The sequence below is a fragment of the Paenibacillus paeoniae genome (genome assembly GCF_003388735.1).
In the GTDB taxonomy this organism is placed as follows: Bacteria; Bacillota; Bacilli; order Paenibacillales; family Paenibacillaceae; genus Pristimantibacillus; species Pristimantibacillus paeoniae.
In genome coordinates this window covers 62,006-77,238 of the sequence record NZ_QUBQ01000002.1, presented here as the reverse complement: position 1 = coordinate 77,238, position 15,233 = coordinate 62,006, and the positions used below count along the sequence as shown (strand labels likewise).

The following is a 15,233-nucleotide window of genomic DNA, read 5'->3' as shown; positions in this document are numbered from 1 at the left end:
AAATGACGGACTTGTGACATTTCGCCCATGTCGATTGACTTCGCATGTCGCTTTCATTAAACTAAATAAGGTCAATCATTATGCGTATCTCCGCGCATAACCGAACGGAGAGTTGAAAGGAGCTATTGGAATGCCAGACATAGTCATAATGATCGTCCAAGCCGCGGTGGCGACGGTTCTGTTCTTTGTCATGATGTTCGGTATCGGCTTTATCCTGAACATGTTGTTGAAGACGACTTGGTTTCCGATGATTTTGTTTGCAATCGTCCTGATCGGACTGATCATATGGTCGCCATGGGACAAAGCGTCCAATCCATCGTTGGATAACATAGGTACATATACGGCGATCTACTATTTACCTATTATCGGCGCCATGATCGGGGCGTACGTAAGCGGCTGGGCCATCAACGCGCTGCGTAAAGGCGGCTTCAAAATGTTTTAATCTCAAAATCCCTCATACGGGGGATTTTTCTATTTCTCCAATTCGCCAAAGAGGTCCTTTTGTATGCTAGAATAGTAGAGATAAAGCTATGGATGGAGTCGGTGCGATGCGCATCAATCATATTATGCAATTTACGGAACATCACCGTTATTACATATTTCGGGATTTCTCGTTAAGCAGCCTTCATTATAAAATGTTGTCATTAATCTACCAGCCAATGGTCGGCGCGTTCGCCATCTCGATGTACCAGCAGCTCTATCATGGCATTGCCGATGATCGCTGTGGATATTCGTCCCTGGAGCCTCATCGCAAGCTGTTTCTAGGACTTGGACTTGAGATGAATGAAAAGAGCCGACGCTACGTAATCGACCAGGCGTCCAAGCTCGAGGCAGTCGGCTTGCTTGCTACATCGCGTCTTGGTGTGCCTGAGCATGCCGATGTTATTTATGAATACGAGCTTATTCAGCCGTTGTTGCCTGCTGAGTTTTTCCAGAATATGCATCTGGCCATGTTGCTGCGGGATAAGGTGGGCAAATACGCCGTTATTGCGCTAAGAGAGTCATTCGGTTCCACTGAACCGGATGAATTGGCCCATGCGCAATTGTCCAAAGAGAACATCTCCGTGCCATTCTATGAGCTGTTCAAGCTGAACCCGCAATCCTTCGATACGGAGCTGGAGCAGGCGCTCTCCGAGGTTGCGCCGACGAGGCAAGCATCAGCTCGCACGGAGCTTGCTTCTGCAGGTATTCCCTATGGGGAGCTTATAATCCGCTTCCCGCGCAATTCGGCTAATCGTGCTTATGTTGAGCGTCTTCGCCAGAATACGGAGGGGCTTGCGCAGATCAACTATGTCGCTTACAAGTACAACTTGACGATCGTTAATTTATGCCGCTTGTTGGATGAGGACGGGGTTTTTACCGAAAGCGGTGAAGTGAATATGGACGAGTTGCAAGTCAGGGCCAATCAGCTTTACAGGCAAGACAAGAAGCGCGAAGGCGAGCGTCAGCGTGTGCTGTCCCATACCGCTATTCACGCCGACGAGTCTGTGTCCGAGGATTCAGATGAGCCGGATGAGGAGTATGAAGTGCAGGAGCAGGACTATCTTCCTGTACCGAATCAGTTGAAGGGGCGCTGCGACATTCAGCAGTACAACATGCTGATGCGCAATGAACCGCATACCCGTTTCTTGAAGCGTTTTTTCCCGGGAGCCGTTCCGGATTGGGTCGATCAAATTTTCGAGCGTATCGATCTCAATTATCGGCTGGCCCCGCCGGTTATTAACGTACTTGTTCATTACGTGCTGGGCGAAAGCGACTCTGCTCGCGTCACGAAGACATTTATCGATGCGGTTGCCTCCAATATGCTGATGAAGGGGATTGATACCTTCGAGAAGGCTGTGAAATATGTGAGAGAGCAAGCGCAGCTTGAACAGGATAAGGAGCGGCGGAAGGAGCCGGGCGGTTACGCCGGCAGCGCGAGAAGCGGACCCCGCGGCGGCAATGCCCGCGGCGCATCCCGGAAGCCGTCCATTCCAATCGTACCGGAGGGCAAGTCATCCGCTTCTGTATCCGCGGATGAACTGGAAGAATTACGCCGTCTGGCGCGGAAGCTGGATGGACAATCATAACGATTTTAACGAGGGGTGAGAGTAATGGAATCGCTGGGCGAATTGTTGAAGTCTTGGCCAGGGGGAAGATCCCTGTCAGAGGAAGCAGAACGCAAACTAAAGGAATTATTGCGAGACCCCCTCGTCATCAAGCTGAGGGAGAAGTATCCTGAAGTGGAGGAAGACGCGATTCGGCTGAACCTTAACCGGGTCTATCAATATGTATCCGAGTATCGCAATTGCACCAACTGTCCGGGTCTCGATCTGTGTCCTAATGACTATGAAGGACACTATACGCTGCTTTCATCGGAGACGGTGAATGGCCATACTGGGCTATATGACCGGAAGGTATCCTGCAAGAAGTTTCTGGCAAGACAAAGCGAGGAGGCGATCCGCAGCCGGATACGCAGCTTCTATGTGGACGATGCCGCGCTTCGCCGGGGCTATTCTTCCGATGAGATTCTGACCAATGATATGGAACGTGCCAAGGCTGTAGGTCAACTGCTTCGTTATATTGATCGCACGAGGGAACATGGTCTTGGACATGAAGGCCTATATTTGGCGGGACGATTCGGTACGGGCAAGACCTTCCTGATGTGCTATCTGCTTCAAGAGCTCGCAAAAGCGGGACATTCCGGCGTTATTGTCTATATGCCGGACTTTGTTGAAGACTTGAAAGTACTGATGCATGAACCGGCCAAGCTCAAGGAAACGGTGGAGATGATGAAGTCGACGGACTTGCTCATCTTCGACGATATCGGCGCGGAGAACCTTAATCCGTGGGTCCGCGATCATGTGCTGGGCGCCATCCTGAATTATCGGATGGAGCGCAAGCCGACCTTCTATACGTCCAACTATGATCTGGAAGCGCTGGAGCGCCACTTCAGCTTCACCAGCAAGGATGGCGACGAGTTGCACAAAGGACAGCGGATTATGGACCGCATCAGGCCTTATGTGGAGACCATCATGGTTACGGGTGAGAACAAGCGTGGACGGAAGTAACGTGTACTTAGCGCAAGTTTGAAGAATGCCAGCAACGATTGGTACAAGATAGAAAGTCTTCGCCCATATGCGGCGGAGACTTTTTTTGTGGAAATAAAAGTTATATAACGAAAACTTATCGATCTCTTCAAATATTCGAAATTTGTATTGACAGAGGTGGGGATCGCTGGTAATATGCATTCATAACCAACTAATCAGGTAGGAATAATGTTTAATGACCGGACGAACCGGAGTTGACGAAGCCCTATCTCATCCAATGAAAAATGAGGGGTGCAAGAAACTATGAAGAAAACTTCGGTTCGTATTCAAGCCATTATTTTATTTGTCGTATTCGCGTTAACGCTGGCCGCATGCGGCGGCGACAAAGGATCGGTTAACAATGGGGGAAATAAAGAAAACGCATCGTCGCCTTCACCATCAGCTTCCCAACCGGCAGAAGAAAAGAAAGAGCCGCTTCCTCCTGTGAAGCTGTTGAACGTCTCCTATGACCCAACTCGCGAATTGTACGTAGAATTTAATAAAGCTTTCGCAGCCCACTGGCTTGCGGAGAAAAATCAAAAGGTTGAAATCGATCAATCGCATGGCGGTTCCGGCAAGCAAGCTAGAGCGGTCATCGACGGCTTGAAGGCCGATGTGGTGACGCTGGCACTGGGCTACGACATTGACGCTCTGATCGGGACAGGTTTGCTCGACAAAGATTGGCAGAAGCAATATGAGCTGAACAGCTCACCTTACACTTCAACTATCGTATTCCTAGTGCGCAAGGGCAATCCAAAAGGCATTCAAGACTGGAACGATTTGTTGAAGGATGGCGTGGAAGTAATTACGCCGAATCCGAAGACTTCGGGCGGCGCACGCTGGAACTACTTGGCGGCATGGGGCTACGCGCTGAAGCATAATAACAACGACGAAGCGGCAGCCAAGCAATTTGTAACGGATCTGTTCAAACATGTGCCGGTACTCGACACTGGCGCACGCGGTTCCACAACGACTTTCGTAGAGCGCGGTATTGGCGACGTTCTGCTGGCTTGGGAGAACGAAGCGTATCTGTCCATCAACGAGCTGGGTCCGGACAAATTCGATATCGTATACCCATCGCTTAGCATCTTGGCGGAACCTCCTGTAGCGATCGTGGACAAAACCGTTGACGAGCGCGGTACAAGAGAAGTAGCAGAGGCTTATCTGCAATACCTCTACTCTGAGGAAGGACAGCGCATCGCAGGTGAAAACTACTATCGTCCTACGAATGAAGCCATTGCGGCAAATTTCAAGGATCAGTTCCCTACACTTGAGTTGTTGACCATTGATAAGGACTTTGGCGGTTGGGCAGAAGCACAGAACAAGCATTTCTCCGATGGCGGAGTATTCGATCAGATTTACACGCCAGGCTCGTAATGAACAATACTGGAGAGAGCGGAGCTGACTTCTCATGAAAGGTTCCAAAAATCGCAGAGTACTGCCAGGGTTCGGGTTGTCGCTTGGGTTCACCTTGTTTTACATCAGCCTTATTGTATTAATCCCGCTTGCGGGCATTTTCTTCAAGACATTCGAGCTTACATGGGCCGAGTTCTGGAGCGCGGTGACGAATCCAAGGGTTCTGGCATCGTACCGCATCAGCTTCAGCACGGCCCTCTGGGCCGGACTCATTAACGCCGTATTCGGCTTACTGGTCGCTTGGGTTCTGGTCAGATACCGTTTTCCGGGTAAAAAGATTATCGACAGTCTGGTCGATATTCCGTTCGCCCTTCCTACAGCGGTAGCGGGCATTGCCCTGACGACGATCTATTCCAAGACCGGCTGGATCGGCTCCTTGCTTGATCCGCTTGGCATCAAGATCGCGTATACGCAGGCCGGTATAACGATTGCACTCATTTTTATCGGATTGCCGTTCGTCGTCCGAACCGTTCAGCCCGTACTCCAAGACTTAGATAAAGAGACAGAAGACGCGGCTGCAACACTGGGATCGTATCGGCTTCGAACTTTCCGGAAGGTGATTTTACCGGCATTGATGCCGGCTTTGCTTACCGGATTTGCCCTGGCGTTCGCCAGAGGTATTGGCGAATACGGCTCTGTCGTATTCATCTCCGGCAACATGCCTTTGAAAACCGAAATCGCCCCGCTGCTCATCATGACGAAGCTGGAGCAATACGATTACGCAGGCGCGACAGCGATCGCTTCCGTTATGCTAATCATATCGTTTATCCTGCTGCTGATCATTAATTTGCTGCAATGGCATATGCAGAGAAGGGCCGTCTCAAAATGACCGGCGGCGTATACCTTCCATGGCGGCTGATTCGTAATCAAAGGGGGAGATGACCTATGGCAGGCGCCATTACGGTTTTTTCGAAGGAGGACGCGAAGCGTCCGAAGCATAATACCGAGCAACGCGGGATACAATGGCTGCTCATCGGCATAGCGCTATTATTTATCGGGTTAGTCGTCGTGCTGCCTCTCGTATCCGTATTCGTCGAAGCGTTCCGCAAGGGAGCGGGCATGTACTTCAAAGCTCTAGTCGAGCCGGACGCCTTGTCCGCGCTGAAGCTTACGCTCATCATTGCGCTGATCGCAGTACCCGTCAATACGGTATTTGGTGTCGCAGCCGCTTGGGCAATCAGCAAGTTCAGCTTCAAGGGCAAAAACTTTCTTATTACTCTCATTGATCTGCCGTTCGCGGTATCGCCAGTTATTGCAGGACTCGTCTATATTCTGTTATTCGGCGCTCAGGGATATCTCGGGCCTTGGCTGGGAGAGCAGGGCATTCAGATCGTATTCGCCATTCCGGGCATCGTACTCGCAACTATATTCGTCACGGTGCCGTTTGTGGCAAGAGAATTGATTCCGCTCATGCAGGCGCAAGGCGTGCAGGAAGAGGAAGCCGCAGCGAGCCTTGGGGCGAGAGGCTGGTCGATCTTCTGGAAGGTGACACTTCCGAACATAAAGTGGGGCTTGCTGTACGGTATCATCCTGAGCAACGCCCGGGCAATGGGCGAATTCGGAGCCGTATCGGTCGTATCCGGCCATATTCGGGGCCAGACGAACACGCTGCCGCTGCATGTTGAGATTCTGTACAATGAATATCAGTTTTCCGCAGCATTCGCAGTTGCTTCACTGCTGGTGATGCTGGCTGTATTAACGCTTATTGTAAAAGCGATCGTGGAATGGAAGTCGTCATCAAGTCATTGAATAAGGCATAAGCTAACGTTATAATTCCGAGTTAATATATCAAATTGGAGGGGATTCAAATGGCAAAACCGTTGGAAGTGGATGATGTATGGCAAGAAAGAATTTTGGATCAAGTGAGCGGATTGCAGTACGGGCAAGTCATCATTACCGTCCACGATGGCCGGATCGTACAAATCGACCGCACGGAGAGAACGCGTTACGACAATCCGGGTCAGAAGCAAGTGCCAGCTGAAGCCTCCAAGCCTTCCGCAAGCGCACGCGCGAAGACAAGCAGCGTCGCAGACGGAGAATCGCTGAGAGCCGCTCAATAAATGAAATGGAATGAAAAAAAGCCCTGCACATGATGTGCAGGGCTTTTCCAGTCCCTCTTATGTACTAAGAGATGACGAATTTCACGATAACGGCTACCGCGAATACAACGGTCATGAAACCAAGCATGCCGCCAAAGCCGAACATAACATCCATCAAATCGTGGCGAGGCTCTTCATTATAATGCTCGCGTGGGTCTCTTACATTCTCCATTGTTGACGTCCTCCTTTAAAGTCTGCCGGGCAAACTTTGGGTCGTAAGCAATAAGCCTAAGACCTAGCTTTCATTAGTATACCCAAAGTTTCGAACAAATGTAAAGAAGAAGCGGTGACAAATGTAAGGCAAAAGCGCAATGGATTATGCTAAAATTGTGAGTAGACCGTATGCGAGTCGGAGGAGAGCTAAGCATGACAAATCAAGGGGAATTTATAAGCATGGAAGCAGCCAAAGAAGCGATTCGGAACAAGCTGGCGCTATTGCCGGACAAGCCCGGCTGCTACCTGATGAAAAATCGCGAAGGTGTCATTATATATGTGGGCAAGGCGAAGGTGCTGAAGAACCGCGTCCGCTCTTACTTTATTGGAAGCCATAATGGAAAGACACAGCGGCTTGTATCGGAAATTGTTGACTTCGAGTTTATCGTCACCGGCAGCAACATGGAGGCGCTTATTCTGGAGTGTAATTTGATCAAGCAGCATCATCCGCGCTATAACGTGTTGCTGAAGGACGACAAGACTTTTCCGTATATCAAAATTACGAACGAAGCCCACCCAAGGCTGGAAGTAACGCGCCGTATCGTCAAGGATAAAGGCAAATATTTTGGCCCGTATCCGAACGCATTCGCCGCCCAGCAGACGAAGAAGCTGCTTGATCGCTTATACCCGCTGCGCAAATGCAAGACGCTGCCCGATAAGGTATGCCTCTATTATCATCTGGGCCAATGTGTGGCGCCATGCGAATACAAAGTGGAATCATCCACCTACGAAGAAATGATCAGCGAAATTACGAAGTTTCTGAACGGCGGAGAAGATGTGGTCAAAGCGGAGCTGGAGCGGAAAATGGGGGCGGCTGCCGAAGCGCTTGAATTCGAGCGTGCGAAGGAATATCGCGATCAGCTTGTCGCAATCGACGCTGTCATGGAGAAGCAGAAAATTACGATGTCCGACTCTATGGACCGGGATATATTCGGCTATGCGGTGGACAAGGGCTGGATGAGCGTTCAGATCCTGTATATGCGCAAAGGCAAAATGATCGAACGTCATGGGACGACCTTCCCGTATTACGGTGAGGAATACGATGACTTCATGACGTTCGTCACGCAATATTACAGCGATAATCCGGCGTTGCCGAGGCAGATTCTGCTGCCTCATCCTCCGGAGCAGGATGCGGAGCGGGAAGACGAGATTATTGCTTCGCTGCATGAGTGGCTGAAGGTGAAAGTCTTGATGCCACAACGCGGGAAGAAGAGCGAGGTCGTCAATATGGCACTCGACAACGCGCGTGTCATTCTGGATGAGAAGTTCCGGTTGATCGAACGTGATGAGGAGCGCAGTGTGAAGGCTTCACAATCGCTGGCGGAATGGCTGGGCATGGAAAACGTGCGACGGATTGAAGCGTTCGATAACTCCAATATTCAGGGCACGAACCCGGTATCGGCCATGGTCGTCTTCACAGATGGGAAGCCGGATCGGAAGGAATACCGCAAGTACAAGGTGAAGACGGTTGTAGGTGCGGATGATTATGAGACGATGCGCGAGGTCGTTCGCAGACGTTACGAGCGCGTACTGAAGGATGGTCTGGTACAGCCTGACTTGATCGTCGTCGATGGAGGCAAGGGGCAGATCTCAGCCGCGCTTGATGTACTGGAGAATGAGCTGGGGCTATACATCCCCGTATGCGGTCTGGTGAAGGACGCCAAGCATAAGACGGCGCAGCTCATGACGGGCGACCCTGCAGAGATTGTGCCGCTGCCGCGTGACAGCCAGGAGTTTTATCTGCTGCAGCGGATCCAAGATGAGGTGCATCGATTTGCCATTACGTTCCACCGCGAGCAGCGCGCCAAGTCGATGGTGGAGTCCAGACTGGACTCCATACCTGGCATTGGAGAGAAGCGGAGGAAGGCGCTGCTCAAGCACTTCGGCTCGCTCAAAAAAATAAGAGAGGCCTCCGTCGAAGACTTCAGGCCTCTCTCAATCGGCGACAAGCTCGCCGGTGATATTATTGCTGCTCTAAAGGATGAATCGTCGACCTAGTCGGCGGATTCGTCCTTTTTCGGTTGCTCCACACTTTCAGAATGAAAGCAATGATGACCGGCAGTATGATAAAGAATAGCGCAGATACAATATTGATCGTTCCGCCTGCGAAGATCATGGAGCTGCCGACCGCTACGGAGTTGAAGATGACATGCGTGAACATCGCTGTAATAAAACCAAATCGGACGAATATAAAGCTGAAGATCAAACCAATGACGATCAGTTCGAACAATCTGGTCGTCGATGGGTAGAATGGATACATAACATGGCCGAGCGCCCAGATGATAGTTGGGATAATCGCCGCCGCAAACGTATTGCGGAACCATCTCCGGAACAGTCCGATGCCGAAGAAGCGGTAGACGGCTTCCTCTGAGATCGCCGCTGCCCAGGCCAATACAGGCATCAGCCATAAGTATTTCATATTGTAAGGCGACATCGTCACGTCGCTTGCCCCCCAAGTGCCGATAAGCTTGCCTAGCACAAAGAAGATGACAGGCTGCAGTCCGAGCATAATAAGCGCGAACAGATAAGATAAGCCCATGCTGCGCCAGACGTAATCGCCGTAGCCAGGCTCCTTCATTCTCGGCCATACCGATCGTCCTTGCGACTTCCATAAGCCATCACCCGCGACGAGGGAGAAGTAGACGGAAGCCGCCATAACGACGGAAAGGACAATCGTCGTAACGGTAAGGATGATGGAGAGGAAATCATCCTGTAACACCTCGCCCTGCGAGGCGATCATCCCGTCCGCAACGCCGAGATTCATGATGACGTAGGCGATAAAGAAGACCACTGTCAACAGGATTCCATACGTGAAGGACGTATGCTTGCGGTACAGTATAGCGTAGATGATGGCCAGCACGCCAAGCACAAAGGTCATGAATCCATACCCAACGCCGGTCAGCCATCCCGCTAGTTTATCTTGATCTTTCACATAATTCTTGTAGGCATCTGGTACATCGAAGGTCGGCTTGTATTGGCTTAGCACCAGCTTGCCGTCGATCGAAGTCGCTTTGGTCACAATGGATAACTGGGCTTCTTCTACTTCGTAGCCTGCAATACGCTGGGTCAACTCACCGTACCTTCCCACCGTTGCGTTGCCTGCAGCATGACCTTGCAGCCTTCCGCTTTCGTACAGGAAGTCATTGGTCAGCTCCCTTGTTTCCTGCTCGGACACTGCCGTTCCGTTGACAATCAAGTTCCAGCCTACGATTCTTTCATTGAACATATGTACATAGACGAAGCCGTGGCCTTTGCCTTCCGCAAAATTGACGTTGACCTGGAACGTATCGACGGGGAACTGGCTATCGTATTTGTTTTCATAGTTCTCGGTTTGTTTTTCTTTGGCCAGATAACCTGTCAGCAGCTTATCTGATTGATGAACGACATGCGTCTTGACCACAGTTAATCCCGTCTGTTCTGCTGCAAATGCGCCAGCTCTCTCTTCCGCTACCGTCTTGGGAATAGCTTTGCCTCCGTATTCGTGCTTGTTGATCGTGATGATAGCCGGAACGATCTCCATAAAGATGAAGATAATCGTACATATAATGGCCGCTATGCCCAATAAGGCCCATTCATTCTGCTTGTTCGGTTGGTTCATAATTCACCTCTGTATGAATAGTGGTATAGTCTTACACTACCTTATCACAACGTTGTCTAAATTATCCATGCTGTTTCCGACTATATAAGTTGTAACGAATGGGGCGACGAACGGTTTCAACGGATTTCCATGGCGCAAGATGGAAATAACTATATCAGTTGAACCTTGCCGTAATTTCGTTGATGCATTGCCTAACAGACGGACTCAGCGCCGCAGGGTCGAGATGGATAAGCGATGTCGTCCGCCTGGCTTCCGCAAGTTCCTTGATTGGTACGACGATGAGATCATTATCTTCCAGCAATTGCTCGCGCATATAAGACTTTGGAAGCAGTGTGCCGGCCCTGCATGTATGCAGCAAGCGAAGAATCGCTTCGAAGGAATCGATCTCCATGCGGACATCCGGGGAAATCTGATAGGTGTCGAATAGCTCGTCCGTCATAATGCGATACCAGGTGCCTTTGGAGAATAGGATCATGGGCAAGCCGTTCAAGTCCTGAATATGGAGCATGCCCTTCTCCGTTACGACATGGCTGCGGGGCAATACGAGCAGCAGATGGTCGTCGAACAGAGGGACGCAGCGCAGCGCGGCATCGTCAATTCCCGACGCCACTATGCCGATATCTACTTTATGCTCCCTGACATAAGAGACGATCTCATGCGTCTTGCCTGTGACGGCCTTAATATCGAATTCGGGATGGGTATCCGTCAACATCTGGATTAGATCCGGCAGCGTCGTCTGCAATGTCGTCAGGCTTGCACCAATGGTCAGCGAAGAACGGCCGGTCGCCGTAAATTCGGAGACGGTCTGCAAGTAAAGGCGATGCAGCTGGCGTAACTCCAGTGCATATTCATAGGTCAATTGGCCGATGCGCGTAAGCTCCAGCCGCTTGCCGACGCGCCTGAACAGCTCGACGCCAATCTCGTCCTCGAGCTTCGCAATCTTGCGCGATAAAGCCGGCTGCGACAGGTTAAGCAGCGCCGAAGCTTTGTTCATACTGGACTGCTCGACGATCACGGTAAACACATGAAGTTCTTCATACATGGGTGTAGGGACTCCTTATGTTATTTTGTTATAAGAAATTATAAAAAATATGCAATTCCATTATAAGCTGAAAAAGGGTACGATGGAAGTATGGCAAATATGTGTCGTCATTTGTTGACGGGGGTACATGCTAGCGTTACAATGTAGAATGGTTTGTTTTACTACGAATGGGTAACTCACAGTCTTGAAAGGAGAAGGAAAAATGAAAGGAAATTCGTATTTCTCGCGCAAGCTGCACTCGCTTCTGGGGATTATTCCGCTGGGCGGGTTCATTGTTGTGCACGGGCTCACGAACTACCAGGCGTTCGAACGGGGACCTGAGGGCTTCAACAAGGGCGTGCATCTCATTAACAGCATGCCGCTATTGCCATTGCTTGAAATCTTCGCCATTTACCTCCCGCTATTGTTTCACGGTATTTACGGCTTATACGTCGCGTACCAGTCGAACTCCAATACGGGCCGTTTTCAATACGGACGCAACTGGGCGTTTACAGCACAACGGGTAACAGGTGTGATCACATTTGTATTCGTTTTCTGGCATGTGTACCAGACGCGTTTTCAAGTGTACTTGGGCAAAATCACGCATGAGGAGCTTGGTTCTACCATGCACCATATCGCGAGCAGCCCGCTTATGTTCACGCTTTATGTAATCGGCGTATTAGCTGCGGTATTCCACTTCAGCAACGGCCTCTGGGCATTCCTGATCAGCTGGGGCATTACGATTGGCCCGAAAGCTCAGCGTATCTCTTCCTATATTTGCATGGGCGTATTCGTCATCGTATCGGCCCTGTTCATTCTTTCTCTGGTTGCATTCAGCGGCGATGCGTTCAAGGAAGCGGCTAGCGCTGCTTTGACTACGGTGAATATCGGATAGTTTTGAAGACAAGGAGCGAAGCGTAATGGCAAAAAATAAAATTATCGTCGTCGGCGGCGGTCTGGCCGGCCTTATGGCGACAATCAAAGCAGCGGAAGCCGGCATTCACGTCGACCTGTTCTCCCTCGTGCCTGTTAAGCGTTCCCACTCCGTGTGTGCGCAAGGCGGCATCAACGGCGCTGTTAATACAAAAGGTGAAGGCGACTCCCCTTGGGAGCACTTTGACGATACGGTCTATGGCGGCGACTTCCTGGCGAATCAGCCCCCGGTAAAAGCAATGTGCGAAGCAGCACCTGGCATCATCCACTTGATGGACCGTATGGGCGTTATGTTTAGCCGTACATCGGAAGGCTTGCTTGACTTCCGTCGATTCGGCGGCACGAAGTATCACCGTACCGCATTTGCAGGCGCTACGACGGGCCAACAGCTGCTGTACGCATTGGACGAGCAAGTTCGCCGCTGGGAAGCGGCAGGCCTGGTTAACAAATATGAGCATTGGGAGTTCCTTGGCGCAGTACTCGACGATGACGGCGTATGCCGCGGCGTATCGGCGCAAGATCTCCGCTCAATGGAAGTTCATACTGTTCGCGGAGATGCGGTTATTTTGGCTTCCGGCGGTCCTGGCATTATTTTCGGCAAAACAACGAACTCTGTTATTAATACAGGTACTGCGGCAAGCGCCGTGTATCAGCAAGGCGTCAAATACGCGAACGGCGAGTTTATCCAAATTCACCCGACAGCTATTCCGGGCGACGACAAGCTTCGTCTTATGTCCGAATCGGCACGCGGCGAAGGCGGACGCATCTGGACTTACAAAGACGGCAAGCCTTGGTACTTCCTTGAGGATAAATATCCGGCGTACGGCAACCTCGTACCTCGTGACATCGCGACTCGCGAAATCTTCTCCGTCTGCGTAGACCAGAAGCTCGGCATCAACGGCGAGAACATGGTATACCTCGATCTGTCTCACAAAGATCCGAAGGAGCTTGACGTCAAGCTTGGCGGCATCATCGAGATCTACGAGAAATTCATGGGCGACGATCCACGGAAAATTCCGATGAAGATCTTCCCTGCGGTTCACTACTCGATGGGCGGCATGTGGGTTGACTACAACCAAATGACGAACATCCCTGGCCTCTTCGCCGCTGGTGAATGCGAGTACCAATACCACGGTGCGAACCGTCTGGGCGCCAACTCCTTGCTGTCCGCAATCTACGGCGGCATGGTAGCGGGTCCGAAAGCGGTCGAGTATATCAAAGGCCTCAAGAAATCGGCTGAAGACGTATCTTCCTCCGTATTCGATCGTGCAACGAAGTCGCATACTGACAAATACAACAGCATTCTGGCTATGAACGGCACAGAGAATGCTTATGTGATCCATAAGGAGCTTGGCGAGTGGATGACGAACAACATGACGGTTGTTCGCTTCAATGACAAGCTGGAAGCTACAATCGGCAAGATCAAGGAATTGAAGCAGCGCTATAACAACATCAACATTAATGACTCGGCACAATGGAACAACGCTGGTGTTGCTTTCACTCGTCAATTGTGGAACATGCTTGAGCTGTCCGAGGCGATGACGCTCGGCGCACTGATGCGTAACGAAAGCCGCGGCGCGCACTACAAGCCGGACTTCCCGGAACGCGACGACGACCAATTCATGAAGTCGACAATTGCCGACTGGACGCCGGACGGACCAAAAATTTCTTACGAGGACATCGACGTAAGCCTGATTGCTCCGCGTAAGCGCGATTACTCCACTGATAAGAAGAAAGGAGAATAATCATGGCTGAAACAACTGTCGCATCCAAAACTGTTAAGTTTATCATCTCCCGCCAAGATAAGCCGGATTCACAGCCATACACGGAAGAGTTCGAACTGCCTTATCGTCCGAACATGAACGTCATCAGCGGCCTGATGGAGATTCAGCGTAATCCGGTTACAACAAGCGGTAGTAAAACATCGCCTGTATGCTGGGATTCCAACTGTCTGGAAGAAGTGTGCGGCGCATGCTCCATGGTGATCAATGGCAAGCCGCGTCAGGCGTGCAGCGCGCTGATCGACCAATTGGAACAGCCGATTCGTCTTGAGCCGATGCGTACGTTCCCGGTCGTTCGCGACTTGGTCATTAACCGCGAGCGCATGTTCAACGCTCTTAAGAAAGTAAAAGCGTGGATTCCGATTGACGGTACCTATGATCTGGGTCCTGGTCCGCGCATGGCGGAGTCGAAGCGTCAGTGGGCGTACGAGCTGTCGAAGTGCATGACTTGCGGCGTTTGTCTGGAGTCTTGCCCGAACGTGAACGATCGCAACAGCTTTATCGGTCCTGCTGCTATTTCGCAAGTTCGCTTGTTCAATGCTCACCCAACGGGCGAGATGAACATGGAAGAGCGTCTGGATGAGCTGATGACCGACGGAGGCATCGAGGGCTGCGGCAACTCGCAGAACTGTGTACGCTCTTGTCCAAAGGGCATTCCGCTTACGACTTCCATTGCGGCAATGAACAAGGACACCACCAAACATCTGTTTAAGAAATGGCTCGGCATGTAGTTTAATGATGGAACGGGAGATCCTTCTCGTGTCCGGAATATCAGGCTCTCAGGCGTTATGCGCTCTGAGAGTCTTTTTCTGTTGGGTTTAACTGCATTCCGATGATACTGATAATTATTATCAATCATAATCAATAGATGAGCCTGCTGTCAACCTCCTAAAGGGAAAGGGTATGAAAGGTGAAATAGAAATGATTGTCAATGGTTGGGACAGGTGATACAATACGATTACATCATACTATAATCACACTTCCGCGTTGCTCCTTAAGTCTTACGACTCATCCTTCCTGTCTGATTCCAACTCATGTATATCTTCTAACGACAAATTTCATTTGTTTTTGCAATAGTCTAAGTGAGCCTGCTTAATTATTTTA

The 15,233-nt window shown here is 50.7% G+C and carries 14 protein-coding genes; 11 read left to right on the top strand and 3 right to left on the bottom strand.

The genetic code is table 11. The features are described from left to right. Window positions 1-130: 130 nt before the first annotated feature. From DX130_RS12790 to DX130_RS12760, 7 genes are all read left to right on the top strand, one after another. Window positions 131-442, top strand: a complete 312-nt coding sequence (locus DX130_RS12790; protein ID WP_116046065.1) for a YuiB family protein — start codon at window positions 131-133, stop codon at window positions 440-442. A gap of 106 nt (window positions 443-548) precedes the next feature. Further along, on the top strand, window positions 549-2,069 hold the full coding sequence (locus tag DX130_RS12785) for a replication initiation and membrane attachment family protein (protein WP_116047136.1): 1,521 nt from the start codon (window positions 549-551) through the stop codon (window positions 2,067-2,069). A gap of 24 nt (window positions 2,070-2,093) precedes the next feature. Continuing rightward, window positions 2,094-3,050, top strand: coding sequence for an AFG1/ZapE family ATPase (gene zapE, locus DX130_RS12780; protein ID WP_116046063.1), 957 nt, complete (start codon window positions 2,094-2,096; stop codon window positions 3,048-3,050). Window positions 3,051-3,332: 282 nt separating this feature from the next. Then, on the top strand, window positions 3,333-4,445 hold the full coding sequence (locus DX130_RS12775) for a sulfate ABC transporter substrate-binding protein (RefSeq protein WP_116046061.1): 1,113 nt from the start codon (window positions 3,333-3,335) through the stop codon (window positions 4,443-4,445). A 34-nt stretch (window positions 4,446-4,479) separates the two neighbouring features. Next, window positions 4,480-5,313: a sulfate ABC transporter permease subunit CysT gene (cysT, locus tag DX130_RS12770; protein WP_116046059.1), complete on the top strand. Its 834-nt coding sequence runs from the start codon at window positions 4,480-4,482 to the stop codon at window positions 5,311-5,313. Between the two features lie 56 nt (window positions 5,314-5,369). Then, on the top strand, window positions 5,370-6,233 hold the full coding sequence (gene cysW, locus DX130_RS12765; RefSeq protein ID WP_116046057.1) for a sulfate ABC transporter permease subunit CysW: 864 nt from the start codon (window positions 5,370-5,372) through the stop codon (window positions 6,231-6,233). A gap of 59 nt (window positions 6,234-6,292) precedes the next feature. After that, the gene (locus DX130_RS12760) at window positions 6,293-6,544 is read left to right on the top strand and encodes a YezD family protein (RefSeq protein WP_116046055.1); all 252 of its coding nucleotides are present in this window, start codon (window positions 6,293-6,295) and stop codon (window positions 6,542-6,544) included. Between the two features lie 64 nt (window positions 6,545-6,608). On the opposite strand, the gene DX130_RS12755 is transcribed toward DX130_RS12760, so the two are convergent. Beyond that, complete coding sequence (locus DX130_RS12755; protein WP_116046053.1) at window positions 6,609-6,755, bottom strand: YqzM family protein; 147 nt, start codon at window positions 6,753-6,755, stop codon at window positions 6,609-6,611. Window positions 6,756-6,949: 194 nt separating this feature from the next. On the opposite strand from DX130_RS12755, the gene uvrC reads away from it, so the two are divergent. Further along, complete coding sequence (uvrC, locus tag DX130_RS12750; RefSeq protein ID WP_240644486.1) at window positions 6,950-8,794, top strand: excinuclease ABC subunit UvrC; 1,845 nt, start codon at window positions 6,950-6,952, stop codon at window positions 8,792-8,794. Here uvrC and DX130_RS12745 read toward each other — a convergent pair. Together DX130_RS12745 and DX130_RS12740 are read right to left on the bottom strand one after the other, a co-directional pair. Then, a complete protein-coding gene (locus tag DX130_RS12745; protein WP_116046051.1) occupies window positions 8,760-10,394 on the bottom strand; it encodes a CPBP family intramembrane glutamic endopeptidase in 1,635 nt (544 codons plus the stop codon). The two genes, uvrC and DX130_RS12745, sit on opposite strands and share 35 nt — an antisense overlap. Before the next feature lie 154 nt (window positions 10,395-10,548). Continuing rightward, the gene (locus DX130_RS12740) at window positions 10,549-11,436 is read right to left on the bottom strand and encodes a LysR family transcriptional regulator (RefSeq protein ID WP_116046049.1); all 888 of its coding nucleotides are present in this window, start codon (window positions 11,434-11,436) and stop codon (window positions 10,549-10,551) included. A gap of 202 nt (window positions 11,437-11,638) precedes the next feature. On the opposite strand from DX130_RS12740, the gene DX130_RS12735 reads away from it, so the two are divergent. The 3 genes from DX130_RS12735 to sdhB are packed head-to-tail and all read left to right on the top strand — an operon-like array spanning window position 11,639 to window position 14,860. Next, the gene (locus tag DX130_RS12735) at window positions 11,639-12,310 is read left to right on the top strand and encodes a succinate dehydrogenase cytochrome b558 subunit (protein WP_116046047.1); all 672 of its coding nucleotides are present in this window, start codon (window positions 11,639-11,641) and stop codon (window positions 12,308-12,310) included. Window positions 12,311-12,335: 25 nt separating this feature from the next. Beyond that, on the top strand, window positions 12,336-14,093 hold the full coding sequence (gene sdhA / locus DX130_RS12730; RefSeq protein WP_116046045.1) for a succinate dehydrogenase flavoprotein subunit: 1,758 nt from the start codon (window positions 12,336-12,338) through the stop codon (window positions 14,091-14,093). A gap of 2 nt (window positions 14,094-14,095) precedes the next feature. After that, window positions 14,096-14,860, top strand: coding sequence for a succinate dehydrogenase iron-sulfur subunit (sdhB, locus tag DX130_RS12725; protein ID WP_116046043.1), 765 nt, complete (start codon window positions 14,096-14,098; stop codon window positions 14,858-14,860). The last annotated feature ends 373 nt before the right edge of the window (window positions 14,861-15,233 follow it).

Bases quoted from the DNA above. Each gene is read 5' to 3' on its own strand.
- DX130_RS12790 (WP_116046065.1), top strand. From the start codon at position 131: ATGCCAGACATAGTCATAATGATCGTCCAAGCCGCGGTGGCGACGGTT.
- DX130_RS12785 (WP_116047136.1), top strand. From the start codon at position 549: ATGCGCATCAATCATATTATGCAATTTACGGAACATCACCGTTATTAC.
- zapE (WP_116046063.1), top strand. From the start codon at position 2,094: ATGGAATCGCTGGGCGAATTGTTGAAGTCTTGGCCAGGGGGAAGATCC.
- DX130_RS12775 (WP_116046061.1), top strand. From the start codon at position 3,333: ATGAAGAAAACTTCGGTTCGTATTCAAGCCATTATTTTATTTGTCGTA.
- cysT (WP_116046059.1), top strand. From the start codon at position 4,480: ATGAAAGGTTCCAAAAATCGCAGAGTACTGCCAGGGTTCGGGTTGTCG.
- cysW (WP_116046057.1), top strand. From the start codon at position 5,370: ATGGCAGGCGCCATTACGGTTTTTTCGAAGGAGGACGCGAAGCGTCCG.
- DX130_RS12760 (WP_116046055.1), top strand. From the start codon at position 6,293: ATGGCAAAACCGTTGGAAGTGGATGATGTATGGCAAGAAAGAATTTTG.
- DX130_RS12755 (WP_116046053.1), bottom strand. From the start codon at position 6,755: ATGGAGAATGTAAGAGACCCACGCGAGCATTATAATGAAGAGCCTCGC.
- uvrC (WP_240644486.1), top strand. From the start codon at position 6,950: ATGACAAATCAAGGGGAATTTATAAGCATGGAAGCAGCCAAAGAAGCG.
- DX130_RS12745 (WP_116046051.1), bottom strand. From the start codon at position 10,394: ATGAACCAACCGAACAAGCAGAATGAATGGGCCTTATTGGGCATAGCG.
- DX130_RS12740 (WP_116046049.1), bottom strand. From the start codon at position 11,436: ATGTATGAAGAACTTCATGTGTTTACCGTGATCGTCGAGCAGTCCAGT.
- DX130_RS12735 (WP_116046047.1), top strand. From the start codon at position 11,639: ATGAAAGGAAATTCGTATTTCTCGCGCAAGCTGCACTCGCTTCTGGGG.
- sdhA (WP_116046045.1), top strand. From the start codon at position 12,336: ATGGCAAAAAATAAAATTATCGTCGTCGGCGGCGGTCTGGCCGGCCTT.
- sdhB (WP_116046043.1), top strand. From the start codon at position 14,096: ATGGCTGAAACAACTGTCGCATCCAAAACTGTTAAGTTTATCATCTCC.